23 protein-coding genes and 1 pseudogene are annotated in these 26330 nt (G+C 48.3%); 18 read left to right on the top strand and 6 right to left on the bottom strand.

Features of this window, described 5'->3' with window-relative positions:
• Window positions 1–182: 182 nt before the first annotated feature.
• Genes BGM27_RS14720 through BGM27_RS14740 form a run of 5 tightly spaced genes read left to right on the top strand, consistent with a single transcriptional unit; the run spans window position 183 to window position 5001 of the window.
• Window positions 183–947, top strand: coding sequence for a glucose-1-phosphate cytidylyltransferase (locus BGM27_RS14720; protein ID WP_007408947.1), 765 nt, complete (start codon window positions 183–185; stop codon window positions 945–947).
• A 6-nt stretch (window positions 948–953) separates the two neighbouring features.
• Window positions 954–1922: a GDP-mannose 4,6-dehydratase gene (locus tag BGM27_RS14725; RefSeq protein WP_020953934.1), complete on the top strand. Its 969-nt coding sequence runs from the start codon at window positions 954–956 to the stop codon at window positions 1920–1922.
• A 24-nt stretch (window positions 1923–1946) separates the two neighbouring features.
• Window positions 1947–2858 carry a putative nucleotide-diphospho-sugar transferase gene (locus BGM27_RS14730; protein ID WP_007408949.1) on the top strand — a complete coding sequence of 304 codons (912 nt, stop codon included), beginning with the start codon at window positions 1947–1949 and terminating at the stop codon, window positions 2856–2858.
• A 28-nt stretch (window positions 2859–2886) separates the two neighbouring features.
• Window positions 2887–4047: a glycosyltransferase family 2 protein gene (locus BGM27_RS14735; protein ID WP_007408950.1), complete on the top strand. Its 1161-nt coding sequence runs from the start codon at window positions 2887–2889 to the stop codon at window positions 4045–4047.
• 15 nt (window positions 4048–4062) lie between these two features.
• Window positions 4063–5001, top strand: coding sequence for a putative nucleotide-diphospho-sugar transferase (locus tag BGM27_RS14740; protein ID WP_007408951.1), 939 nt, complete (start codon window positions 4063–4065; stop codon window positions 4999–5001).
• Window positions 5002–5030: 29 nt separating this feature from the next.
• On the opposite strand, the gene BGM27_RS14745 is transcribed toward BGM27_RS14740, so the two are convergent.
• Window positions 5031–6260, bottom strand: coding sequence for an MFS transporter (locus tag BGM27_RS14745; RefSeq protein ID WP_007408952.1), 1230 nt, complete (start codon window positions 6258–6260; stop codon window positions 5031–5033).
• A 117-nt stretch (window positions 6261–6377) separates the two neighbouring features.
• Window positions 6378–7763: a branched-chain amino acid transporter BcaP gene (gene bcaP / locus BGM27_RS14750; RefSeq protein WP_007408953.1), complete on the bottom strand. Its 1386-nt coding sequence runs from the start codon at window positions 7761–7763 to the stop codon at window positions 6378–6380.
• A gap of 245 nt (window positions 7764–8008) precedes the next feature.
• Between bcaP and yfmT the strand changes: the two genes are divergently transcribed.
• The 3 genes and pseudogenes from yfmT (at window position 8009) to BGM27_RS14765 (ending at window position 11365) form a co-directional block, all read left to right on the top strand.
• Window positions 8009–9466, top strand: coding sequence for a benzaldehyde dehydrogenase (gene yfmT, locus BGM27_RS14755; protein WP_007408954.1), 1458 nt, complete (start codon window positions 8009–8011; stop codon window positions 9464–9466).
• A 504-nt stretch (window positions 9467–9970) separates the two neighbouring features.
• A pseudogene (locus tag BGM27_RS20895) lies at window positions 9971–10336 on the top strand (methyl-accepting chemotaxis protein); the annotation flags it as partial.
• A gap of 129 nt (window positions 10337–10465) precedes the next feature.
• Window positions 10466–11365 (top strand): SDR family oxidoreductase, encoded by a 900-nt coding sequence (locus tag BGM27_RS14765; RefSeq protein WP_007408956.1) that lies wholly within the window; start codon window positions 10466–10468, stop codon window positions 11363–11365.
• 46 nt (window positions 11366–11411) lie between these two features.
• Here BGM27_RS14765 and BGM27_RS14770 read toward each other — a convergent pair whose 3' ends face one another.
• Window positions 11412–12479 carry a tetratricopeptide repeat-containing glycosyltransferase family 2 protein gene (locus tag BGM27_RS14770; RefSeq protein ID WP_020953937.1) on the bottom strand — a complete coding sequence of 356 codons (1068 nt, stop codon included), beginning with the start codon at window positions 12477–12479 and terminating at the stop codon, window positions 11412–11414.
• A gap of 158 nt (window positions 12480–12637) precedes the next feature.
• Between BGM27_RS14770 and BGM27_RS14775 the strand changes: the two genes are divergently transcribed.
• The 3 genes from BGM27_RS14775 (at window position 12638) to BGM27_RS14785 (ending at window position 16387) form a co-directional block, all read left to right on the top strand.
• Window positions 12638–14527 (top strand): ABC-F family ATP-binding cassette domain-containing protein, encoded by a 1890-nt coding sequence (locus tag BGM27_RS14775; RefSeq protein ID WP_007408958.1) that lies wholly within the window; start codon window positions 12638–12640, stop codon window positions 14525–14527.
• Window positions 14528–14716: 189 nt separating this feature from the next.
• A complete protein-coding gene (locus BGM27_RS14780) occupies window positions 14717–15139 on the top strand; it encodes a MerR family transcriptional regulator (protein ID WP_003155658.1) in 423 nt (140 codons plus the stop codon).
• 63 nt (window positions 15140–15202) lie between these two features.
• The gene (locus BGM27_RS14785) at window positions 15203–16387 is read left to right on the top strand and encodes an MFS transporter (RefSeq protein WP_007408959.1); all 1185 of its coding nucleotides are present in this window, start codon (window positions 15203–15205) and stop codon (window positions 16385–16387) included.
• A gap of 43 nt (window positions 16388–16430) precedes the next feature.
• On the opposite strand, the gene BGM27_RS14790 is transcribed toward BGM27_RS14785, so the two are convergent.
• Window positions 16431–17987 carry an ABC-F family ATP-binding cassette domain-containing protein gene (locus BGM27_RS14790; protein ID WP_007408960.1) on the bottom strand — a complete coding sequence of 519 codons (1557 nt, stop codon included), beginning with the start codon at window positions 17985–17987 and terminating at the stop codon, window positions 16431–16433.
• Window positions 17988–18158: 171 nt separating this feature from the next.
• Here BGM27_RS14790 and BGM27_RS14795 point away from each other — a divergent pair, with 171 nt between their 5' ends.
• Both BGM27_RS14795 and BGM27_RS14800 read left to right on the top strand, forming a co-directional pair.
• Window positions 18159–19289, top strand: a complete 1131-nt coding sequence (locus tag BGM27_RS14795) for a DEAD/DEAH box helicase (RefSeq protein WP_007408961.1) — start codon at window positions 18159–18161, stop codon at window positions 19287–19289.
• Window positions 19290–19360: 71 nt separating this feature from the next.
• Window positions 19361–19807, top strand: a complete 447-nt coding sequence (locus BGM27_RS14800) for a GNAT family N-acetyltransferase (RefSeq protein ID WP_007408962.1) — start codon at window positions 19361–19363, stop codon at window positions 19805–19807.
• A gap of 54 nt (window positions 19808–19861) precedes the next feature.
• Here BGM27_RS14800 and BGM27_RS14805 read toward each other — a convergent pair whose 3' ends face one another.
• Complete coding sequence (locus BGM27_RS14805; protein ID WP_007408963.1) at window positions 19862–20881, bottom strand: NADP-dependent oxidoreductase; 1020 nt, start codon at window positions 20879–20881, stop codon at window positions 19862–19864.
• 127 nt (window positions 20882–21008) lie between these two features.
• Window positions 21009–21359, bottom strand: a complete 351-nt coding sequence (locus BGM27_RS14810; protein WP_050551736.1) for a DUF3212 family protein — start codon at window positions 21357–21359, stop codon at window positions 21009–21011.
• A 190-nt stretch (window positions 21360–21549) separates the two neighbouring features.
• Here BGM27_RS14810 and BGM27_RS14815 point away from each other — a divergent pair, with 190 nt between their 5' ends.
• The 5 genes from BGM27_RS14815 to BGM27_RS14835 form a co-directional block, all read left to right on the top strand.
• Window positions 21550–21897 carry a YflT domain-containing protein gene (locus tag BGM27_RS14815; RefSeq protein WP_003155650.1) on the top strand — a complete coding sequence of 116 codons (348 nt, stop codon included), beginning with the start codon at window positions 21550–21552 and terminating at the stop codon, window positions 21895–21897.
• Between the two features lie 163 nt (window positions 21898–22060).
• A complete protein-coding gene (locus BGM27_RS14820; protein ID WP_007408965.1) occupies window positions 22061–23326 on the top strand; it encodes a pectate lyase in 1266 nt (421 codons plus the stop codon).
• 124 nt (window positions 23327–23450) lie between these two features.
• Window positions 23451–24887 carry an anion permease gene (locus BGM27_RS14825; RefSeq protein WP_007408966.1) on the top strand — a complete coding sequence of 479 codons (1437 nt, stop codon included), beginning with the start codon at window positions 23451–23453 and terminating at the stop codon, window positions 24885–24887.
• Window positions 24888–25375: 488 nt separating this feature from the next.
• Window positions 25376–25669, top strand: a complete 294-nt coding sequence (locus BGM27_RS20580; RefSeq protein WP_223254693.1) for a hypothetical protein — start codon at window positions 25376–25378, stop codon at window positions 25667–25669.
• A 113-nt stretch (window positions 25670–25782) separates the two neighbouring features.
• A partial coding sequence (locus BGM27_RS14835; protein ID WP_217031283.1) for an NTTRR-F1 domain occupies window positions 25783–26330 on the top strand: 548 nt, incomplete at its 3' end.

Genomic DNA, 26330 nt, shown 5'->3' on the forward strand with positions numbered 1-26330 from the left:
TTTTTTTGTGTGTATCTTCACCAATCTGAAAAAAGAGAGAGCTTTTGGTCACAAAGGGCGCCAATCTCTCATATCTTACAGTAGATTTTGAAACCGGTGATAGAGAATCGGACAAATTATCGGGTTGGTTTCTCTTATACGGGCGGTTTCGAATCCAATATTCACAGAGAAGAGGGGTAGAGATGAAAGCAGTCATTCTCTGCGGCGGAAAAGGAACGAGAATGAGCGAAATCACCAATGAACGTCCCAAACCGCTCGCCATGATAGGCGGCAAACCGATTCTATGGCATATTATGAAACTCTATCAATACTATGGCGTGAACGAATTTATCCTGCTTCTTGGTTTCAAAGGAGAGATGATTAAGGAATATTTCTTAGATTATGACTGGAAGAATCACAGCATGACGCTGGACAGCTCTACCGGAGAAGTGCGGATATTGGGAAAATCCGAGCCGTGGAAAATCACTTTTTTAGACACGGGGGAACACACGCAGACAGCGGGGCGGCTTTTACAGGCGAAGGACATTATCGGTGATGAAACCTTTCTTATGACGTACGGGGACGGACTGGCGAACATCAACCTGTTTCATCTGATCAGCTATCATCAATCAAAAGGGGCTGCGGTGACCGTCACCGGTATAGAAAAGACCTCGCAATTCGGAACGCTGACGGTTGAAGACGGTATGGCGAAAAGCTTTTCTGAAAAAACCTCAAGTGACGGCATCATCAACGGCGGATTTTTCATGCTCAGCCCGAAGGTATTTGATTATCTGCCGAAAGACAGGGATGTCATGTTTGAAGAAGAACCGCTGAAAGAGCTGGCGAAAGACGGCGAATTGGCGGTATATCGGCATTACGGTTTCTGGACGGCGATCGATACGTATAAAAACCTGCTGGAAATCAACAAGATGTGGGACCGGGGACAACATGTATGGAAGGTATGGTGATCAAGTTTGAGTTTCTGGAAAAATAAAAATGTGTTTGTGACGGGATGCACAGGTCTTTTAGGAAGCTGCTTGGTGAAGGAACTGATCGATCAGGGGGCCAATGTGACGGGACTTGTCCGTGACACTGTGCCCAAGTCGAACCTGTATCAGGGAGAACAAGTGAAGCAAATGAATATCGTGCAGGGCGCGCTTGAAGATCTGGATGTGATTGAGCGGGCGCTGGGCGAATATGAAATTGACACGGTCTTTCATTTAGCCGCTCAGGCGATCGTCGGCGTCGCAAACCGCAATCCGATTTCCACATTTGAAGCCAATATTCTTGGCACATGGAACATCCTTGAAGCGTGCCGCAGGCATCCGCTCATCAAGCGGGTGATCGTCGCGTCCAGTGATAAAGCGTACGGCGACCAGCCGACACTGCCGTACGATGAAAACATGCCTCTTCAGGGCAAACATCCGTATGACGTATCAAAAAGCTGTGCCGATTTGTTAAGCCACACATATTTTAATACGTACGGACTTCCGGTCTGTATTACGCGCTGCGGCAACTTGTACGGCGGCGGAGATTTGAACTTCAACCGGATTATTCCGCAGACGATTCAGCTCGTGCTGAACGGTGAAGCGCCGGAAATCCGCAGCGACGGCACATTTATCCGTGATTATTTTTACATCGAGGATGCGGTCGAGGCATACCTTTTGCTGGCGGAAAAGATGGAGGAGCTCAATCTTGCGGGAGAAGCGTTCAACTTCAGCAATGAGATTCAGCTGACGGTGCTGGAGCTTGTAGAAAAAATTCTTAAGGCCATGGACAGTGACCTCAAGCCGAAAGTGCTCAACCAGGGAAGCCATGAAATCAAGCACCAATATTTATCGGCGGAAAAGGCGAGGAAGCTTCTGAATTGGACACCCGCACATACCATTGATGAAGGATTGGAAAAAACGATCAAATGGTATAAAGCCTTTTTTCAAAAGTAACAGAAACAGAGGTGAGAGAAAGACGTGACAAGCGCATATTGCACAGTTTTATCAAAAGGAAGGCTGTATCAGGCTATCGCTTTGTTCGGCTCATTGAAAGCGGTTCAGGCGGACGCCCCCATTTTTACTTTGTGTATGGACCAAGACACCTATGACGTGCTTCAGGCAATGCGGCAGGATAATGTCACCTTGATTCAGGTGTCCGCACTGGAAAATGAGGAGCTCCTTGAACTGAAGCGGACGAGGGATCAGAGCGAATACTGCTGGACGGTGAAGCCGGTATTTCTCGAATTCGTGCTGGACGGACATCCGGAATTAGAGCGTGTCACGTACATTGATGCCGATTTGTTTTTCTTCGCTGATCCGCGCGCGATTTTTGACAATCAGCCGGATTGTTCGGTGCTTCTGTCACGGGGCGATATCGTCATTCCCTCATTTGGAAAACAGGAAATCGACATGCTGCAGCGTCTTTTAGGCCGGTATAATTCCGGTTTTCTCAGCTTCAAAACCGACAGTGCCGGCACAGATTGTCTCAGATGGTGGAAAGAACGCTGCCTGGAAGAATGCAAAAATGCGCCGGGCGAAGGAAAATTCGGAGATCAAGGCTACTTGGATTACATGTCCGGCCTGTTCCCGAATGTGTGTGACATCACCACGCCCGGCGTGAATATCGGCCATTGGAATTACGGCCGCCACACGTTTTCATGGAAGGACGGGCGTCTTGTGCTCGAAGACGGAAGTCCGCTGATTTTCTATCATTTCAGCGGATACCGGATCGTTACAGCCGGCGACATTCGGCAGATTCATGAGACGGACCGGACCGACCTGCCGTTTGTCCATCAGCTTTATCAGGACATTCTGAAGCGGGTGATCGGGACGGTCAGCGCCGTCTGCCCGGAGTTCAGCGGCTTTGCATCTGAGGATGATAACAAATAAATGATCATATACAGGAAGTGAACGAAAAGTGAAGGCAAGCGTCATTGTTCCCGCATATAATTCCAAGGAGCGGCTTTATAACAGCCTGCTGTCCCTGAATGAACAGGAATGCACAGAGCCGTTCGAAGTGATTGTGGCTGACAACGGTTCGGAAGACGGAACCTTATCCATGCTTGAATCATTCAGCGCGAATTTTCCGCTGATTTTTGTGAGAATTAAAGAAAACAGAGGGATCGCTTACGGACGGAATCAGGCGGTCCGCAATGCCAGAGGCGATATTTTGATCTTCCATGACAGCGACATGCTTGCCGAGAAGGATTTGGTGGCGAAGCATATCAAGGCTCATGAGAACCGGGACGATCTTGTCGTATGCGGTATGTTCTGGAAGCGGATTTACAGCTTTTATTATGACCGTTTTGAAAAAGAGCATAAAGAGAAACTCGCCGAACTGTATGAAGAGCTGCCGGGCGATAAAGAGCCGCTCCTTGATGAAAGTGATATCAGAGACGGAAGTTTTCTTGACCAATGCTTTGATTTAGATACCGACTTTATCCGTGTGCTGAAAAGTATTTTGGAAAAATACGGAGATGATTTGAACGGCTACCGTCTGCCGTGGCGTTTTTTCATTACGAACAATTCGTCAGTCAAGAGACAGCACGTGGCAGATCTCGGGCTGTTTGATGAAGGCATTGTCAGATACGGCTTTGAAGATTATGATCTCGGCATCAGGCTTCATCAGTCGGGAATGAGATTTCAGCTGCGGCGCGATATCATGAGCGTCCATCAGGAGCATCCGAGCAACTGCGCTTCCGTTGATGATATCAGGGCGAATATCGCGTACATGTGCGACAAGTACAATGACATTCATTCGCTTGACGTGCACCTCGCGTTTAACGGCCCGTTTGACGCGGAGTTAACCAACAGCATGATGGCAGACATCGAAGTGCTGCTTGATTATGAGAAATATGAAAGCCTGCTGCACATTTTTCTCGAGCTGCTGCACGCGGTTAAAGACCGCAACCTCGACCCGGACTGGAAGACGAAAAGCCCGCGGATCACGGCGAACAGCTTCAATCTGCCGGAGGTCGGAAAGCTTTTGGCAAAAGCGGAAAAAAAGCTGGGCGTCACGCACTTTGCAAGGGCGTTCAAAGCGCTGGCTGCTGATTTACTGCATGTGGATCTTAAATAAATTGGATGTGATATGGTGAGTAAATATCATTTTTCAACCATTGTTTCCAGAACGCATATCTTTAAACTGATGCCGATGATTCATTCTCTCCATGAGCATTGCCGGGATTTTCATCTGTATGTGCTGTGTGTCGATCAGAAAGCGTACGAACTGCTTCAGCAGGTGCCGTGGGAACATATCACGGCGGTTCAGCTCCATGAAATGGAGGACCCGGAGCTGCTTGAAGCAAAGGGCGGCCGGACGTTTCATGAATATTGCTGGACGCTGAAGCCGGCATTTCTGTTCCATGTGATGACGGAGTATGATGAAGCTGAATATTTTGCCCACTTGGACACCGATCTCTTTTTCTTCTCAGATGCGGGCGAGCTGTTTGCGGAAAAGCCGGATGCTTCCCTTTTTCTGACGGATCACCGCAATTCAGAACGGTTTGCGTCTTATTACAAGCTGACAGGGCAGTACAACACCGGGTTTGTCGGCGCGCGGAATACCGGGGAAGCGTATCGGGCGGTCTGGCAGTGGAGGCAGGATTGCATCTCCTATTGTACGGTGGAGATGAATGAAGAAAAAAAGACATACGGTGATCAAAGGTATGTTGAAAAGTGGCCCGCGCAGTTTGAAGACGTTCATGTCACGGAGTCGATCGGCGCGAATGCGGCGCTGTGGAATATTGAGCAATATGACGTCAGCCTGCGCGGCGGGGCTGTATATGTCAATGACACCCCGCTGATTTTTTATCATTTTTCAGGCTTTACGCTCGTCACGGAGAACGAATTCAATCTGTGCTGGTACTATCACATTGATGACGAGGCGACAGTCAATATGATTTACGTGCCGTACATCAAAAACGTAAAAAAATGGATTGATGAAATTCAAAAAGCGTTTCCTGATTTCAGAGACGGGTTTATTCCGAAGTATGCGGTTCCTGACACTCATTTTTATACGGTTGAAACATAAAATCCCTGCCTTTTCGGCAGGGATTGTTTTTATGAATGCCATTCTTTTAATGTTTTGTCGCTCGGCAGGACAAAGGCGAGCAGACCTAAAACGGGCAGAAAGGCGACGGCTGTCATGGTCGGCGTCAATCCCGCTGAATCAATAAGAGCTCCGAGCGCAACGGCTCCGATCGCGCCCATTCCGAAGGCGAGCCCGACCGTAAGCCCTGACATCGTTCCGATTTTGCCTGGAACAAGCTCCTGCGCGTAGACAACAGTCACGGAGAAGCTGGACATCAGAACAACACCGATCAGCGCCAGTACGCCATAGGCGATGACAGGTCCCGCAAACGGAAGGAAAATCGTCAATGGAGCCGATGCTATCATCGAAACGATGATGACGTTCCGCTTTCCGAAACGGTCTGCAAGCGGCCCGCCGAGAAACGTTCCGACAGCTCCGAAAAATAAAAAGACGAAGATGTAGCTCTGTGCCTGCTGAATGCTGACATGATAGGCATTCATCGCATAGAACGTATAAAAGTTGCCGATCGCGCTCACATACCAGGAGCGCGCGAAAATTAAGAAGATAATCATGATAAGGGCGAGAATAATCGGTTTTGTAATCACGGTCTGCACAGCGGAGGCCGGTGATTTTTTACTTACGGCCCGCAAATGAATAAGGCGGCCTTTATACCATTTGGCGATATAAATGAGAAACAGAACAGCGATTGCGGCGACTAGCGTAAACCAGACAGAGCCGAATTGACCGAGCGGAACGAGAATCAGCGCGGTAATCAAGGGCGCCATCGCCTGGCCGGTATTCCCTCCGACTTGGTAAATCGATTGCGCCAAGCCGCGCTTTTCGCCGGCGGCCATGTAGGCGACACGCGATCCTTCAGGATGAAAGACGGCGGAGCCAAGGCCGATAAAAAAGACACAGCATAAAATCGTCAGAAAAGACGGGGCGAACGCGAGACCTAAAATGCCGAGCATGCTTGCGGTGAGTCCGAGCGGCAAGGCATACGGCATCGGGCGTTTATCCGTATACCAGCCGATGACGGGCTGCATCACGGAAGACACCATATTCAGCGTAAAGGCGATAATTCCGAGCTGCGTAAATGTAAGATTCATGGAACGTTCCAAAATCGGAAACATCGCCGGAATCACCGCTTGCAGTGAATCGTTCAGCAGATGACAGATCCCGATAATGAACAAAATAGAATACATGGTTGTCTCGGGACGATGGACAGGTTTTTCTTTAAGCGGGGCGGCAATTGCCAAAGTGATTCTCCTCCTTTTTATGTAAACGAAGCATACACCATATTATTCATAAGGTGAATGAATTATCAAGTGCAAAAAAGGCTCTTCTTTCTCAAACAGAAAAAAGAGCCTCCCTTTTTATTTATTTAACAAACTGTGTTTTCTCGAATACATCATATAAACGACGATCCCGGCGGCGATCCAGATGACAAAGGCGAGCCATGTCACGCCCGGCAGGCTGCTTGCGAGATACAGGCATAAGCATGCGCTGATGATCGGCACAAAAGGCACGAAAGGAACACGGAAGGAAGATTTGATCTCCGGATGTTTCTTTCTTAAAACGATGACGGCGATCGCAATGACCGTAAAGGCCGCCAAGGTTCCCATGTTGACGAGATGAGCCAGGGTTCCCAGATCAATAAAACCCGCGATCCCGGCGGCAACGATCCCCGTCACCCATGTGTTTTGAAACGGTGTTTTAAAACGCGGGTGAACCTTGGAAAACATGCGGGGCAAAAGGCCGTCTCTGCTCATCGCAAATGTAAGGCGCACCTGAGCGTAAAGCAGAGCGAGCATGACCGTTGTAATCCCGATAATCGCGCCGACGGAAATAATGCCTGCTATCTTGTTCTGGCCGACAAATTGGAGCGCGAAAGATACCGGATCCCCGACATTCAGCTTGGTGTACGAAAGCATTCCCGTCAGGACGAGCGATACCGTAATGTAAAGGACGGTGCAGATGGCGAGCGCGCCGATGATTCCGACCGGCATTGATTTCTGCGGGTTTTTCACTTCTTCCGACGCGTTTGACACGGCATCAAATCCGAGATACGCGAAGAAAACGGTCGCGGCGCTCGTGATGACGCCTTTCATTCCGAACGGCATAAACGGCGACCAGTTTTCCGGTTTCACGTAGCCGAAACCGACGATGATAAACAGCAGAATGATCGCAATTTTCATCAATACAATGACATTGTTAAAGCGGGTGCTTTCTTTCACGCCCCTTGAAACAATCGCGGTAATGACCAAAATAATGATAACGGCCGGCAGGTTGAACACGGCACCCGTTTTGCTGCCGGGTGCGGCGGTCAGCGCCTCCGGAAGATGCAGCCCGAAGCCCGCAAGAAGCGACTGGAAATAGGATGACCAGCCGGTTGCGACGGCGGCGAGCGCGATGACATATTCAAGCATTAAGTCCCATCCGATTAAAAACGCGAGACACTCCCCGAGAGTGACATATGAATACGTATATACGCTGCCTGAAATCGGAATGGATGAAGAAAATTCCGCATAACAAAACGCGGCGAGCGCGCAGGCAAGGCCCGCGAGCACAAACGACAGAATCAAAGCCGGTCCTGCGCCTGTCGCGGCCACAGTCCCGGTAATCACAAAAATCCCCGTGCCGACAACACAGCCGATTCCGAGCAAAACCAAGTCAAAAGCGCTTAACGAGCGGGACAGGCTGGTCTGTTTGCTCTGGGCCTTTAAGTCGGCCAGCGGCTTTTTCCGAAATAGTAAAGACATATGGGTCCTCCTGAAAATTCATAATATTCTTATCATTATATACACTGACGTTTGTATTATATTGTCGAAATTTCTCGCAGTCAATTAAAGAATTTTCCACTTTAAAAGGACAAAGCTAAAAAGCGTCGATGCACGGAAGGAACGGGAATTTTATTGTGAAATAGTTCAATTTTCTCACCTTAAGACCGATACAAAAGATGACTCATCAACTAATTTCAAGTTTCGGTGAAAGGGAGATGTTTTACATGTTTCAATATGAAGAACTAAATAAGCAGTTTATCGGCGGCCGATGGAGGGATGGGAGCAGCCGGAACGTATTGGAAAACAGAAATCCTTATACTCAAAAAGTCATCACCTCATTCCAAAAAGCGACGTCTGATGACGTGGATGCGGCATATCGGGCCGCGGCTCTTGCGAAACAAGAATGGGACAAAGTAAACCCTTTTAAAAAGCGGGCCATTTTGGAAAAAGCCGTTTCTTTCATTGAAGAGCACGAAGAAGCGATTATTTACTTAATCATGGAGGAGCTTGGCGGAACACGGCTGAAGGCTGAGTTTGAAATCGGACTTGTCAAAAATATGATAAAAGAAGCCGCAACATTTCCGGTGCGGATGGAAGGGAAAATTCTCCCGTCCACGATTGACGGAAAAGAAAACAGGCTGTACAGAATACCCGCCGGAGTCGTGGGAGTGATCAGCCCGTTTAATTTCCCGTTTTTCCTTTCGATGAAATCTGTTGCGCCGGCACTCGGCGCGGGGAACGGCGTCGTGCTGAAGCCTCATGAAGAAACGCCGATCTGCGGCGGAACGCTTATCGCGAAAATTTTTGAAGCGGCCGGCGTACCGGACGGGCTGCTCAATGTTATCGTGACGGATATCGGGGAGATCGGCGACAGCTTTGTTGAGCATCCCGTGCCGCGGATTATCTCATTTACAGGCTCAACCGGAGTGGGCAGCTATATCGGACAGCTTGCGGTCAAACACTTTAAAAAACCGCTGTTGGAGCTTGGCGGAAACAGCGCGCTGATCGTGCTTGAGGATGCTGATCTTGAATACGCCGTCAATGCGGCCGTATTCAGCCGGTTTACGCATCAAGGCCAGATCTGTATGTCGGCGAACCGCGTGCTCGTTCACACATCTGTATATGACAAATTTACAGAGCTTTACGAAGCGAAAGTGTCATCGCTGAAAGTCGGCGATCCGATGGACCCTGATACGGTTATCGGTCCTTTAATCAATGAGAGACAGGCGGAAGGTCTGAGACGGTCTGTCGAAAAAGCGATAGAAGAGGGAGCGGTTCCGGTGCTGTCCGGCCGATTCAGCGGAACGGTCGCTGAGCCCGTCATTTTAAAAGATGTGAAGCCTGAGATGAGCATTGCGAAGGAGGAGCTGTTCGGACCGGCCGTCTGCATCATGCCGTTTGAAACGGAGGATGAAGCGGTAAGCATCGCAAACGCGACACCGTTCGGTTTAAGCGGAGCCGTGCATACGGCAAACGTTGAGCGCGGCGTTGAGTTTGCTAAGCGGATCGAAACCGGCATGATTCACGTCAACGATACGACCATTAATGATGAACCGAACGTCGCGTTCGGCGGCGAGAAGCAATCAGGTCTCGGCAGGCTGAACGGCGAATGGAGCCTAGAAGAATTCACCACGCTGAAATGGATTTCGGTTCAGCATGAAAAACGGCAATTCCCATATTAAGAAGGAGTGAAAGAAATGAGTATACAGACGGAGCAGCAAACGCACAGCCTGCTTGACGCATTTGTCAAAGTTGCGCCTTTTTTAAACAGCCTGATCCAAGATGACATCACCATCGGAATTTATGATACAGAAAAATTAATCGTGAATATTCCGGCTAAAACGTTTTCTCTTAACGTAAAGCCGGGAGACCCGCTGCAAAAAGGGGACATCATTACAGACGCGATCCGCATGAATCAGAAGAAGACAAGCATGGTGCCGAAAGAGCTCTTCGGATTTCCGCTGATCGCCAGAGCGATTCCGCTTCATGATGAAAACGGAAAAGTCATCGGCGGCGTCGGTCTCGGCACGAGCCTTGAAAAATCAGCCAAGCTTCATGATGTCGCTGAAAGCCTGTCCGCCGTCGTGGAACAGACCGCTTCGGCCATCGCGGATATCTCAGAATCCATCAGCGGTTTCTCAGCACAGATGACCGGAATTTCCGCTCAGGCGAAACAAGTCAGTGAAAGCGCGGGAGAAATCGCCGACATTTCCGTCACTGTCAAGGGCATCTCGGATCAAAGCAATCTGCTCGGTTTGAATGCGGCCATTGAAGCCGCGAGAGCAGGAGAATCCGGCAAGGGCTTTTCCGTGGTGGCGGATGAGATCCGCAAGCTTGCCACTCATTCAAAAGACAACGTCGGCCAAATTGACCAGATTACGAAAAAAATCCACAGCCTGCTGAAAGGGCTGGAGGACTCTATTGAATCCATCAACCAGAACACAAACGGCCAAGCGGCGGCGGTTGAACAAATTTCTGCCACGATGCAGGAAATTTCGGGAAGCGCCCAGCATTTAGCGAAAATGGCTGAAAACGTACTCGGAGAGTCATAAAAAAAGGGAGCTTACGGGCTCCTTTTTTGTTTTCCTTTTATCAATCGGAAACTGCACTTACACGTTTGATCCGTCATGCTAAAGGGGTACACATACGAATACATCACCCATGATAAAGGAGAGTCTTGTATGTCTGATGCAAATCTGCACAACCCGCTGACGAAATATGATCATGATGAATTTCCAAAACAATATCAAGAACCGCCCGGTTTGCAAAAAGAGATGAAGCCTGTACCGGACTGCGGTGAAACAAGCTATAAAGGAGCCGGCAAGCTGAAGGGAAGAAAAGCCCTCGTCACCGGCGGCGATTCAGGTATCGGCCGGGCCGCCGCGATTGCTTATGCCCGGGAAGGGGCGGATGTGGCGATTAACTATCTGCCTGAGGAACAGCCGGATGCCGAAGAAGTGAAAGCGTTAATTGAAAAAGAGGGAAGAAAAGCCGTTCTGCTGCCGGGAGATTTAAGCGATGAAGCGTTTTGCGGAGAATTGGCAGAAAAAGCGTATCAAGAGCTTGGCGGTCTTGACACGCTCGCTCTTGTCGCCGGCAAACAGCAGGCAGTGGATGATATCAGCGATCTTGCCACAGAACAAATCTATCAAACATTTGAAGTCAACGTATTCTCGCTGTATTGGCTCGTCAAAGCCGCGCTTCCGTATCTGCCGGAAGGCGCGTCTATTATCACGACAACGTCCGTAGAAGGGTATAATCCAAGCCCGATGCTGTTGGATTATGCCGCGACGAAACATGCCATTATCGGTTTTACCGTCGGCTTAGGAAAGCAGCTGGCGAATAAAGGAATCAGAGTCAACTCGGTAGCGCCGGGGCCGATCTGGACGCCTCTGCAGATTTCGGGAGGACAGCCCGGTGAAAACATTCCGAAATTCGGCAAGGAAACACCGGCCGTTCCATTAAAGCGTGCCGGCCAGCCTGCGGAGCTAGCAGGGATTTATGTCTTTTTGGCCTCAGAAGAATCGAGCTATGTGACATCCCAAATTTACAGTGTAAGCGGAGGAATTCCGACAGCGTAATCAATAAGGAGCTGCCCTTCATACGGGGCAGCTCTTTTTTTCGATGTTATGTGCCGAGCACGTTTTGATTATACAGGACACTCGGATGTGACGGATGATAGGAGGCGGCTTTGTCGTTATGAATCTTCGCTTTTTCTCTGTCGCCGAGCTGCCAGTGGCAGACGCAGAGCTGCAGATGGGGATACCAGGTGGAATATTCGAGCTGGGTAAAGCCTGCATCACTGCTTTTGGCGGATAGGGCGAGCTCATACCAAAACACGCCCTGCCGGTATTGCCGTTTCTCCGCAAAATAGTCGCCGAGCCTGCAGCAGAACTCCGGTCGCGGACAATCGATCAGAAATGATTTTAAGAGAGACGTCATGGCGGCCTCTTCATGGCCGACCGCCCTGTAGCAATCGGATAGATATTGGCATGTTCTGATCTCGTCTTCGATCCAGCACTGTTTTGTGGAAAGAAAATGGTGATAATACGTGATGGCGCGCTGATACTGGCCGTGATCCTTTAATTCATTCGCGAAGTAAAACAAATCGCGCGGTGTCATCGTTTCACTGTTTTCCGCCATTTTCTCATAAATCTTCAAGTTGCGGTCTGAGGGAGGCGAGTGCTTTTTCGCGGATTTCCGGTGTGTGACGGCAATATCGGTTTCTATGATGTTTCCGTATACTTCAAGATACTCATGCACGGCTCCGATCCAGCGGAATCCTTTTTCACGCTTAACGAGACGGTTGCGGCGGTATCTGAAGCTGACCTCTCCCCGAGCATCAAAGCCGACGTGATAATACATGGATACCGCGTCCACCTCTTTTGAAAGCGACGCCTTCAGTTCAATCAGCTTTTCACGGTCCTTTTCCGTCAATATATCGTCGGCGTCCAGCCACAGAATATAATCCATTTCCGCTTTCGAAAACACAAAGTTACGAGCGGCCGCAAAGTGATCGATCCATTCAAAATCATAAATCTTATCCGTATAACGGGCCGCGATTTCTTTCGTCCGGTCGGTCGAGCCCGTATCAGCAATCACAATTTCATCCGCAATGTCTTTGACGGAATCAAGACAGCCCGCAAGCACTTCCTCTTCATTTTTCACGATAACGCACAAACTGACGCTGATCATGTCATCACCTCTTCACCTCCAGTGTATAAAAGGAGAGGCGGAAACATTCTTCGGACAAAATGATCTCTTCCAAGAAATTTGTCTGTCCTTTTACTAGTTTTATTCCAGCGCCTGATTTAAAATGAACACATGAACTTACGTGAGGATTGATAGGAACCATGAGCATCATAAAAGCGGAAAACCTTTATAAAACATACGGAGATAAGACATTATTCGACCATATCTCCTTTCATATTGAAGAGAATGAAAGAATCGGTTTAATCGGCCCGAACGGAACGGGGAAGTCTACGCTTCTGAAAACCATTGCCGGCCTTGAATCAACGGAGGAAGGCGAGATTACGGCTTCAGGAAACGTGCATATTGAGTTTTTGCATCAGGACCCTGAGCTTCCGGCCGGACAAACCGTACTTGAGCATATTTATTCCGGCGGATCAGCCGTCATGAGAACGATGAGAGAATACGAAAAAGCGCTTCAGGCGCTGAATGAAGAACCGGAAAATGACCAGCGCCAGAAACAGCTGCTTGATGCGCAGGCCCGAATGGACGCGAATGATGCGTGGGAGGCGAATACGTTAGCCAAAACGGTTTTAACCAAACTTGGCGTCACCGATCTGATGAAGGATGTCAGTGAGCTGTCCGGCGGCCAGAGAAAGCGCGTCGCGATTGCGAAAAACGTCATCCAGCCGGCAGACCTGCTCATTTTGGATGAACCGACAAACCACTTGGACAATGAAACGATTGAATGGCTGGAAGGCTACTTATCGCAATATCCGGGCGCCGTTATGCTTGTCACGCACGACAGATATTTTCTGAACAGGGTGACGAACAGAATTTACGAGCTTGAGAGAGGCAGCCTTTATACGTATAAAGGAAACTATGAAGTATTCCTGGAAAAACGGGCCGAACGGGAAGTGCTGGCGGAGCAGAAAGAAACAAAACGTCAAAACCTCCTGCGCCGCGAATTGGCGTGGCTCAGAAGAGGGGCGAAAGCGCGCTCGACGAAACAAAAAGCGAGAGTGGACAGAGCGGAGGCGCTCAAAGAGCAAAAAGGGCCGGCAGTCTCCGGATCACTCGATTTCGCGATCGGCTCCCACCGTCTCGGAAAACAGGTGATCGAAGCCGATAACGTCACCATTACCTATAACGGCCAAGCGCTGATCAGCCAGTTTAATGAGCTTGTCATCCCGGGGGAACGAATCGGCATCATCGGGCCGAACGGAATCGGGAAAACGACACTTTTAAACAGCCTCGCCGGCAGAATTCAGCCTGACAGCGGCAATATCATCATCGGGCAGACGGTCCGGATCGGCTACTACACCCAGGACCACAGCGAAATGAACGGTGATATGAAAGTCATTGAATATATAAAAGAGACGGCTGAAATCGTCAAAACGGCGGAAGGCGATGTCATCACCGCGGAACAAATGCTTGAGCGTTTTCTGTTCCCGCGTCCGATGCAGCAGACGTATATCAGAAAGCTGTCGGGCGGGGAAAAGCGCCGTCTGTACTTGCTGAATGTACTGATGCAGGAACCGAATGTGCTGTTTTTAGATGAGCCGACCAATGATCTGGACACGGAAACATTAAGCGTGCTCGAAGATTATATCGAACAGTTCCCAGGCGTCGTCATCACCGTATCCCATGACCGCTATTTCCTTGACCGCGTCATTGACCGCCTGATCGTATTTGAAGGACAAGGTGTCATTTCCCGTTTCCAAGGTTCGTACAGTGAATACATGGAACACGCAAAAGCGAAGAAGACGGCGGTAAAACAGCCGGCCGAAGAGAAAAAGGCGGAGGAAGAGCCGAAGAAAAAGCGCAAAAAGCTTTCATATAAGGATCAGATCGAATGGGACGGCATCGAAGACAAAATCGCCGGCCTTGAAGGAAAGCATCAGCGTCTGGAAGCGGAAATCGCTGATGCGGGAAGTGATTTCGGAAAGATTCAAGAACTGATGGCCGAACAGGCAAAAACGGCTGAAGAGCTTGAAGCGGCGATGGAGCGCTGGACCGAATTGTCACTGATAATTGAAGAACTTGAGAATTAAGAAAAGCCGGTACGGCCCCCGAGAAAGATGGCGGGTCATTCCGGCTTTTTTATCTTACACAGATGTCTCCCGGCGCTTTAAAGACAAACGTTTTGTCCAAGCAAAGTTTATCAGCATAAAAAGTTAACGTTTACGTTAAGGTTCAAATGGTGTATAATAGAAACAGATACGACAAGAGGGGGATTCACCTTGGAATGGATGAAGATTGATCAAGTTGCCAAGCGAAGCGGATTGACAAAACGAACCATTCGTTTTTACGAGGAGATTGGTTTGATTCCTGCTCCTAAACGGACAGAAGGCGGCGTCCGGCTTTACTCTGAAGATGATATGGAGGAGCTCGAAAAAGTAACCAGCACAAAAGAAGTGCTCGGTTTTTCCCTTCAGGAGCTTCAGCAGTTTATGGAGATGAGCCGTCAGCTGGAATTAAACAAAGAGGGGTACTTGTTGTCACTGGATCCAAAGGAACGGAAAGAAAAGCTGGAAGAGATTCAGCACGCTTTGAACCACCAGCTTGAGATGATTGATGAGAAGATCAGCACATTTCAGCATTTTAAAACGCGCCTTAACGGAATGAAAGAAAAAGCTGACCGCGCCATTCAATCAATCGAATGATTTTGCTGTAAACGCTATGGATATAGCGTTTCTTTTAATGGATGAAACAGGAGGTCTGGTCAAATGGATACATCATCACAACAGAAAACAGGCTTATTCAGCCAGCCGAAAGCCGTTTGGGCGGTTGCGTTTGCCTGTGTTATTTCCTTTATGGGAATCGGTCTTGTCGATCCGATTCTTCCGGCGATCGCCGCACAATTACATGCTTCACCTAGTGAAGTATCTCTATTATTTACAAGTTATTTGCTCGTTACCGGTTTTATGATGTTTTTCTCCGGCGCGATTTCCAGCCGGATCGGCGCAAAATGGACGCTGCTTCTCGGACTTATTTTTATCATCGTGTTTGCCGCTCTCGGCGGAAGCTCAAGTTCAATCGCTCAGCTTGTCGGCTATCGCGGCGGCTGGGGGCTTGGGAATGCTCTCTTTATTTCAACCGCGCTTGCCGTCATCGTCGGGGTATCGGTCGGCGGCAGCGCCAAAGCCATTATTTTGTATGAGGCCGCGCTTGGACTGGGAATTTCTGTCGGGCCGCTTGCAGGCGGAGAGCTTGGCAGCATCTCATGGCGCGCTCCGTTCTTCGGAGTGTCTGTCCTTATGTTCATAGCGCTTTGCGCGATTTCACTCATGCTGCCGAAGCTGCCGAAACCGGCGAAACGCGTCGGTGTGTTTGATGCGATGAAGGCGCTCAAATATAAAGGCCTTTTGACAATGGCAGTATCTGCTTTCTTATACAACTTTGGATTTTTTATTTTGCTTGCTTATTCTCCGTTCGTGCTGGATTTAGATGAACACGGCCTTGGATACGTCTTCTTCGGCTGGGGGTTATTGCTGGCAATTACGTCAGTCTTTACGGCGCCGCTCGTGCACAAAGCGCTGGGAACAGTGGGTTCGCTCGTCGTTCTCTTTATCGCCTTTGCGGTCATTCTCATCGTCATGGGGATCTGGACTGACCATCAGACGTTGATCATTACGTGTATCGTTGTCGCCGGTGCTGTTCTCGGTATGGTGAATACGATCATGACAACCGCTGTGATGGGTTCTGCGCCGGTTGAACGTTCAATCGCGTCTTCAGCCTACAGCTCAGTCCGTTTTATCGGCGGTGCGCTCGCTCCGTGGATTGCGGGGATGCTGTCAGAACACTTCACCGCAAGCACTCCATATACAGTAGGCGGGATCGTCGTTTTTGTCGGCATGCTTGTCCTTCTCATGGGACGCAAACATCTCGCCGGAATAAAAGCCGGACATTAAGAAAAAAAGGAACTTCCGCACAGGCGGGAGTTCCTTTTTGTGTTTACAGCACTTTCGTCGTCCAAGATTCACAATTCCATGTTTCCGTCGCGATATCCATGTAGAACTCGGGTTCGTGGGAAATCAGCAGAATGGAGCCTTTGTATTCTTTCAGCGCGCGTTTCAGCTCTTCTTTCGCATCGACATCCAGGTGGTTTGTCGGTTCGTCAAGCACGAGCAGGTTTGTTTCTGAATTGATCAGTTTGCACAGTCTGACCTTCGCTTTTTCTCCTCCGCTGAGAACGGAGACGCGGCTTTCAATGTGTTTGGTCGTCAGTCCGCATTTGGCGAGGGCGGCGCGGATTTCGTACTGGGTAAAGGAAGGAAATTCGCTCCACACTTCTTCGATGCACGTATTGTTATTGGTTTCTTTCACTTCCTGCTCGAAATAGCCCGTGTATTGATGCTCGCCCCGTTCCACCGTGCCTTCCAGCGGCTGGATTTCACCGAGCAGGCTTTTTAACAGCGTCGTCTTCCCGATGCCGTTTGCGCCGTACAGGGCGACTTTCTGCCCGCGCTCCATTCTGAGATTGAGCGGGCGTGACAGCGGAGTATCGTAGCCGATGACTAAGTCCTTCGTTTCAAAAATGAGCTTGCCTGACGTTCTCGCAGGCTTGAAATGGAATTCCGGTTTCGGTTTTTCGGCCGCCAGTTCGATCATATCCATCTTATCAAGCTTTTTCTGGCGGGACATCGCCATATTTCTCGTGCTGACCCGCGCTTTGTTGCGGGCGACGAAATCTTTCAGTTCAGCCACTTCCTGCTGCTGTTTTTTATAGGCGGCTTCGAGCTGCTGTTTTTTCACTTCGTAGACTTCCATAAACTGATGGTAGTCACCGACATAACGCGTCAGCTCCTGGTTTTCCACATGATAAATCAAATTGATCACGCTGTTTAAAAACGGAATGTCGTGAGAAATCAAGATGAACGCATTTTCATATTCCTGCAAATAGCGTTTCAGCCATTCAATATGCTGTTCATCAAGGTAGTTGGTCGGTTCGTCCAACAGAAGGATTTCCGGTTTTTCCAAAAGCAGTTTGGCGAGCAGCACTTTCGTCCGCTGTCCGCCGCTTAAATCAGTGACGTCGCGGTCAAGTCCGACATCCTGCAGGCCGAGGCCGCGGGCGATTTCTTCAACTTTGCTGTCAATCACATAGAAATCATTATTAGTCAGGGCGTCCTGAATGACACCGACATCTTCAAGCAGCTGCTCAAGCTCATCAGGGTCCGCTTCGCCCATTTTGTTGTAAATCTCATTCATTTCCTCTTCCATCGCAAATAAGTAATGGAATGCATCTTTCAGCACGTCGCGGATCGTTTTTCCTTTTTCAAGCACGGTATGCTGATCGAGGTAGCCGACACGCACGTTTTTCGCCCATTCAACCTTACCCTCATCAGGCTCAAGCTTTCCGGTAATAATATTCATAAACGTTGATTTACCTTCGCCGTTTGCTCCGATTAAGCCGACGTGCTCCCCTTTTAAAAGACGGAACGATACATTGTTAAAAAGCGCACGATCACCGAAGCCGTGGCTTAACTCTTTTACGGATAAAATACTCATCATTACACCTCTATCGTTATCAGACACGCTTTTTTTATCATGTGTCTTTCTCATTTATGATTATAAAGGAGGAGACCGTTTGTTAAAAGGCTTGGAAGGAAAAAGAAAATTGCGTTTGGCGCGTGCATTTGAGATACTATGGAGTAGATTTTAAGAATTGAGGAGAACGACATGACCCAAACATGGCCATTTTTACAGCATACACAACCATTTATCGCCGAAAACTGGGAGGCGTCAGGTTTTCAGGAGCCGACCGTCATTCAGGAAAAAGCCGCTCAGGTGATTATGGAAGGGAAAGACGTCATCGCCGAATCCCCGACGGGAACGGGAAAAACATTGGCGTACACGCTTCCGGTTCTGGAGCGGATCAACCCGGAACAGAAACATCCGCAAGTGATCATTTTAGCGCCGTCCCGCGAACTTGTGATGCAGATTTTTCAAGTGATTCAGGAGTGGATAAAAGGCTCTGATCTTCGCGCTTTGTCTTTGATCGGCGGAGCAAACGTGAAAAAGCAGGTGGAAAAGCTCAAAAATAAACCGCATATCATTGCGGGCACACCGGGCAGGGTGCTCGAATTGATTCAGGCGAAAAAGCTGAAAATGCATGAAGTCAAGACGATCGTTCTTGATGAAGCGGATCAGCTCGTGACACAGGAACACCGCGAAACGATGAAAAAAATCATTAAAACGACGCTGAAAGACCGACAGCTTTTAAGCTTTTCCGCTACGCTGCAGCCGGAAACAGAACAGGTGCTGAATACCATCGCACACGAACCGGCCGTTTTGAAAGTGGAGCGGAATACGGCGGAAAAAGCGCGCGTCACGCATCAATATCTCGTCTGCGATCAGCGGGATAAAGTGAAGCTATTACAAAAGCTGTCACGGCTGAACGGCATGCAGGCGCTCGTGTTCGTCAGAGATATCGGAAATTTAAGCGTCTATGCGGAAAAACTCGCCTATCACCACGTGGATCTCGGCATTCTGCACGGAGAAGCGAAAAAAATGGAGCGGGCAAAGATATTATCAGCGTTTGAACGGGGAGAATTTCCGCTGCTTCTGGCGACTGACATTGCGGCGCGCGGACTCGATATCGATGATCTTCCGTACGTCATTCACGCGGACATCCCGAATGAAGACGGGTACATTCACAGATCAGGCCGGACGGGGCGGGCCGGTAAAGAAGGAACCGTACTCAGCCTTGTCACGCCGATGGAAGAATCCAAATTGAAAAAAATGGCCAAATCACTCGGAATTGCGCTGAAAGAGGCCGTTTATTCAGGCGGAAAATTATCTGAGAAATAAGAAACGGAGGGCGGGAAGCCCTTCGTTTTTTGTTGTAAAATAATAGAAAAGGTTCAGGCGGGGGCGGGAAGATGGTTTCAATAGACAGATTTCAAATATTGAAGGAACGTGAGCTGAAAATACTTGAACACTGGTTTAAGAACGATAATATCAGACGGAGAATGGATGCGATGCTGCCATTAGACGCGTGGTATGCACGATTGAATAAAGATGAAGACGATACTGTCATTATGGCATATGACGGGGAGTGTCCGGCAGGCATGGTCTCTATGGAGTTTGTGGAGGAGCGGGCGTATATCGGATTGATCGTCAATCCTTTGTACCAGCTTCAAGGGTACGGAAAACAGATGTTGCAAAAACTGCTGACTGACCCTGGGTTTACCAGCGTGCGGGAATGGGCGGCAAACATCGAAAAAGACAATCAAATCAGTTTAGCCTGCTTTCAAGCAGCGGGATTCACTTTGGAAGATACGGAGCCTGATGAAGACGGCTTTCTTACTTTGATTCTTCGCGGCTGATCCCAAATAAACAGAAAAGGAGGGGACAAAGCCCTCCTTTTTTTTATCATCATGTTAACTTAGATCACTGACTTTGATGATCTGTTTGCCTTTGTTTTCTCCTTTAAACAGGCCGAGGAACGCGTCAGGAATATGGCTGAATCCTTCCGTAATCGTTTCTTCATAATGAAGCTTTCCATCCTTAAGCCATTCGGCCAATTGTTTCGCACCTTCGGAAAAGCGGTCAGCATAATCACTGACGATGAATCCCTGCATCAGCGCTTTTGTTTTGATCAGCTTCGGCTGGACGCGGGGGCCCATGTCTTCTTCTTCACTTTCGGTATTGTACGATGAGATCGCTCCGCATACCGGAATGCGGGCGAATTCATTCAGCAGGTTTATCACCGCATCTGAAATCGGTCCGCCGACATTGTCAAAATAGACATCGACGCCGTCAGGACATGCCTGTTCCAGCGCTTTTTGAATATCATCCGCCGTTTTGTAATTAATGGCTTCATCAAATTGAAGCTCCTCTTTCAAATACGCGATTTTTTCATCAGATCCGGCGATGCCGACAACCCGCGCGCCTTTGATTTTGGCAATCTGTCCGACTGTTGAGCCGACGGCGCCCGCCGCGCCTGAAACGACGACGGTTTCGCCTTTTTTCGGACGGCCGATATCGAGCAGCCCGAAGTAAGCGGTCAGTCCGGTCATCCCTAAAATGCCGAGATACGCCTGGGCGGGTGCGATATCCGTATCCAACTTGCGGAGGGCGGACTCATTGACGGCTGAATATTCCTGCCATGCGAGATTTCCGATCACAACATCTCCTTTTTTCAGCTTATCGCCGTCTGTCAGAACCTCGGCAATCACTCCGCCTGTTATGGCTTCATCTAAAGCGAACGGCTCTACATATGATTTTGTATCTTGCATCCGTCCGCGCATGTACGGATCAACGGACACATAACTTGTTTTCACAAGCACTTCGCCGTCTTTCGGTTCGGGCACGGCAATCGTTTCAAAGCGGAAATCGTCATGGGCGGGAACGCCTTTGGGGCGTCTTGCCAATTGAATTTGCTGCTGATGATTCGGCATACTGAATCCTCCTTCAAGATAAGTGGTTGTTCCAAATGTAACACGAACCATTTCCCGATTACAAAATCAAACCGTCAGCGGCCATAAAAAAAGAAGGGCCAGGGCCCTTCTTTCCTTATATGCATATTTAATAGAATAACCGGTACACATCGGTGTTTTTCTCATGTTCCAAATATTCATAGGCATTTGTTTTTGAAGAATGAAGCATGTCAGCGGTAATCACGGGCTGAAGCGCGGTCAGATAAGAATTCAGCCTATTTTCAATTTCTGTCGGCAGAACGGATTCGATATCACCGATATTGATAATGATAGAGAAAACGAAATCGATATTAATATGAAAAGTATCTTCAGCAAAGGCCGTAAGCTCTTTTATTCCATCCGGGCAGCGGGTATGCCGGCGGAATACCTGCTTCACTAAATCACTGACAACCCAAGCGTTAAATCGCTGTTCCGGTGAAAAGTAATGAATAGGAACCACCTCCCTGCTTAATCGGCTCATGAAGATTTTTATTTTTCTGATAAAAGTTGCTTTTTCTACTGTAACATGTCCCGCCAGAAAATATCCACCGACAATCTGCCCGTTTTCCCACTGAACTCTCTTTCTTTTGTTTGATCCTTGATTGATCGGGTAAACATCCAATATACAAAACAAAAGGGAGGACTTATCAATGAAACCGGTAGTAAGAGAATATACAAATGATCAAAAACTGATGCAGGACGTAAAAGAGCTTCAGCAATTGGGTGTCGCAAAAGAAGACGTATATGTGCTTTCTCATGATGACGACAGAACGGACCGCCTGGCCGATAATACTGATGTCAATACCATCGGAGCGAAAGAAACGGGCATTAAACACGCAGTCGGCAATATGTTTAATAAAAAAGGCGACGAGCTCCGCAACAAAATTCACGAAATCGGCTTTTCGGAAGAGGAAGCATCACAATTTGAAAAGCGCTTAGATGAAGGAAAAGTTCTTCTGTTTGTCACGGATAACGAAAAAGTAAAATCATGGGCGTAAGCTGAACAGATCCCAAGGGGTTTTCGGTCCCTTGGGATTTTTTTGCGGTTTCCGCAATAAAACCGAAAGGCACATTCTGTACATTTTCGGTGCTGTTTCTCAACTGATTTGATACAATTAAATTGTAATAAATTGGAACAAAGAATCAGGAGGAGCACAATTCATGAAAAAAATGTTATTTATGCTGGCGGTTTGTTTATGTATGATCCCTGCGGACGTCTATGCCGCTGATCTGGGACGGCAGACGTTAGGAACAAATGACGGCTGGGGAGCCGCTTCCGGCGGGACAACCGGCGGCGCGAAAGCCTATTCATCGAATGTATACACCGTATCAAACAGACAGCAGCTCGTTTCTGCATTAGGGGGAAGCGCCAACAGCACACCGAAGATTATTTACATACAAGGCACAATCAATATGAATACGGACGACCGCAATAAAACTCTCGGCTTTGATGATTATAAAGATCCGGCATATGATCCGAACGCCTATCTGAAGGCGTACGACCCGGACAAATGGGGAAAAAAAGCGCCGTCAGGCACCCAGGAAGACGCCAGACAGCGATCGCAAAAAAACCAGAAGGCACGGGTCGTGGTTGACATTCCTTCAAATACGACGATCATCGGCTCGGGTTCAAATGCCAAAGTGACAGGCGGGAATTTTAATATTAAGAACGGCGTCGACAATGTCATCATCCGCAACATTGAATTTCAAGACGCTTACGACTATTTTCCGCAATGGGACCCGACGGACGGCAGCAGCGGCAACTGGAACTCGGAATATGACAATATCACCATTAACGGCGCGACGCACATCTGGATCGATCATTGCACCTTTAATGACGGATCGAATCCCGACAGCAGTTTTCCCTACTATTACGGGAGAAAATATCAGCACCATGACGGCCAGACGGATATAGCCAACGGGGCGAATTATATTACATTGTCCTATAATAAATATCATGACCATGACAAAGGCTCTGTCATCGGAAACAGCGACAGCAAGACGTCGGATGAAGGAAAACTGAAGGTGACCATTCACCATAACTATTACCAGAACATCGTCCAGCGCGCACCGCGGGTCCGGTACGGGCAGGTTCATATTTATAATAATTTTTACGCAGGCTCTAAAAGTGCCGCATACCCGTTCAGCTATGCGTGGGGCGCGGGCCACGCGTCAAAAATATATGCCCAGAATAATGTCTTTGAAGTGCCGGGACTGGCTGCTGATAAAGTCATCAGCGTCTTCAGCGGCGGAAAAGCGCTTCATGAAGACGGCACTCTTTTAAACGGCTCCTCCATTAATGCGTCAGCCGCCAACGGATTAAGTCAGTCCGTCGGCTGGACACCGTCATTGCACGGTTCCATCGGCTCATCATCAAATGTAAAATCAGATGTTATATCTAAAGCCGGGTCGGGCATATTAAAATAATAAACAAGAAACACAAAGGAAAATATTCCTTTGTGTTTTTTAATTAACAAAAACGTTTATTAACTTAGTTAAGTAGTAAAATGGGATAGGGGATGGAAGACAACAAAATAGGAGGAGACCTGTAATGGCTTCAGAAAAAGACGCAAAAAAACAGCAGGCAGTAAAAATCATTCCTTTGCTTATTACTGTTGCTGTGGGATTAATCATTTGGTTTATTCCCGCGCCGTCCGGACTTGAACCTAAAGCATGGCATTTGTTCGCTATTTTTGTCGCAACAATTATCGGCTTTATCTCCAAGCCCTTGCCAATGGGCGCAATTGCAATTTTTGCATTGGCAGTCACCGCGTTAACGGGAACGCTATCTATTGAAAATACGTTAAGCGGATTTGGAAACAAGACAATCTGGCTGATTGTCATCGCCTTTTTTATTTCCCGGGGGTTCATCAAAACCGGGCTCGGCGCCAGGATTTCTTACGTATTCGTACAACGGTTCGGGAAGAAAACACTCGGCCTTTCTTATTCACTGCTTTTCAGTGATTTAATTTTATCACCTGCCATTCCGAGCAACACGGCACGGGCGGGCGGCATTATTTTTCCTATTATCAGATCATTATCCGAAACTTTCGGATCAACGCCGGCAGACGGAACAGAGCGGAAAATCGGCGCTTTCTTATTAAAAACCGGTTTTCAAGGAAACTTGATTACGTCTGCGATGTTTTTGACGGCAATGGCGGCGAACCCGCTGATCGCCAAGCTGGCCCACGATGTCGCAGGGGTGGACATCACATGGACAAGCTGGGCAATCGCAGCCATTGTACCGGGATTGGCGAGCTTAATCATTACGCCGCTGGTCATTTATAAGCTGTATCCGCCGGAAATTAAAGAAACACCGGATGCGGCTAAAATCGCAACGGAAAAATTGAAAGAAATGGGTCCGTTTAAAAAATCCGAACTCTCCATGGTCATCGTCTTTTTATTGGTGCTTGCGCTGTGGATTTTCGGAGGAAGCTTAAATATTGACGCAACGACGACGGCCCTGATCGGATTATCCGTTTTGCTTTTGTCACAGGTATTAACATGGGAGGACATCAAAAAGGAACAAGGTGCATGGGATACGCTGACTTGGTTCGCGGCGCTTGTGATGCTGGCGAATTTCCTGAATGAGCTCGGCATGGTGTCTTGGTTCAGCAATATGATGAAATCTTCTGTTTCCGGTTTTTCATGGATTGTGGCATTTATGATTCTGATTGTCGTGTATTATTACACGCATTACTTCTTTGCGAGCGCAACCGCGCATATCAGCGCCATGTATGCGGCATTTCTCGCCGTCATCGTGGCTGCAGGCGCTCCGCCGCTGTTGGCGGCGCTCAGCTTGGCGTTTTTCAGCAACCTTTTCGGTTCGACAACGCATTACGGCTCAGGAGCGGCTCCGGTCTTTTTCGGAGCGGGTTATATATCGCAAAGCAAATGGTGGTCCATCGGCTTTATCCTGTCAATCGTCCATATTGTGACATGGCTTGTGATCGGCGGATTATGGTGGAAAGTATTAGGGTTATGGTAAGAAGAAGGCAGATGCGATCTGCCTTCTTTTTTTTGAACTAAGAGATTGATGGGACGTTTCACAATGTATAAACCGCCTGAGTACCATAAGGTTGAGGTGATTTTATGAGTGCGAAACGAAATAATCCGTTCACTGGGCAAAGCTCTCACTATAAATGTATGAGCCGTCATGTGAAGAGCTGGTATACAGAGCATTCGCGTAGATATAATGAAAAAATTTCTGATGGCTGTTCTCACATAGAAAGTGATAAAACTCCCTCCTTTTCAGAAAAGAATCCTGCGCTGTGCTCTCCTAATAGTGTACAAGGACCTCCGGGGAAGAGAGGGCCGGCAGGGCTTCCGGGCTCTCAAGGCCCCCCCGGTCCTCCGGGTCCGCCCGGCGGCATACCGATTCTGGCTTTTCAACAAGCTGCTGATGCCGCCGTCATTCCTTTGGATGGATCACCGGCAAATATTCTGTCCGGCACAGTTATAGCAGCAGCTTCTCAATTGATAAAAGTAGATTCTACGGTACAGCTCAACATCAGTCATGAGCCTTTATCCCCGGATTTTTCACTGAAGCTGATTTTGTCGCTGAAAAGAGACGGAATAACAGTCAGTTCAGAGACGCTTGAATTGAATTTGTTTTACTCAGGCGGGCAGTCTCTCATTATTCCGCTGACATTCGTAGACCAGGCGCCGTATGCCGGGGCCATCACGTATGATGTGGTATTAACGGTTGCCGGTTCTGTTAATGTAACAGGTGTTAATGTGACAAACCGTGCCATCAATATGATCGGATAGTACATTTAAATAGGGGATAAACAGAAATCTCGCGAATTGAGTTTCCATAATAGATAAAACTGCATATGCTATGTTGATTTGTACTAGCAAAAATGATGAAAGGAGGGTATAGATTGGCGATTCAAAATCTCATAAACAATGGAAGTTTCGAATCCGGAGACTTAACAGGCTGGAGCGGAGTGAGTGCTTCGGTTGTGTCTGCATTTGCTCATACGGGAGCATTCTCCGCCCAATTTGCAGGCGGAATTACGAGTGCCTCCTTGTCACAAACTGTTCCTGTCTCTCCGCAGCAATCATTTCAGCTTTTCATTTCTCTCGGCAAAATTGGCACAATTGCAAACCCTGAAATCAATCTGAGAGTTTTATATTTAGATGCTTCAAACGCAGTGGTAGGAACCGGATTAAACATAAACGTCACAATAGGAAACATGCCTAATACTATATTTGATACATGGACTGAAGTCTATCAAACAACAACTACTGCGCCGGCTGCAGCTGTTCAGGCACAAATTTTAATCAGTAAAACAGCCGGGTCAAGTAATACTCCGGTTGTATTAATTGACGATGTCGCATTTGTTGAAGTAACAGGAATCACGGGAACTACGGGTCCAACCGGAGCCACTGGAGCGACGGGGTCAACTGGGGCGACGGGAATCACGGG

The organism is Bacillus sp. FJAT-27001, assembly GCF_019039175.1.
Classification (GTDB): Bacteria; Bacillota; Bacilli; order Bacillales; family Bacillaceae; genus Bacillus; species Bacillus velezensis.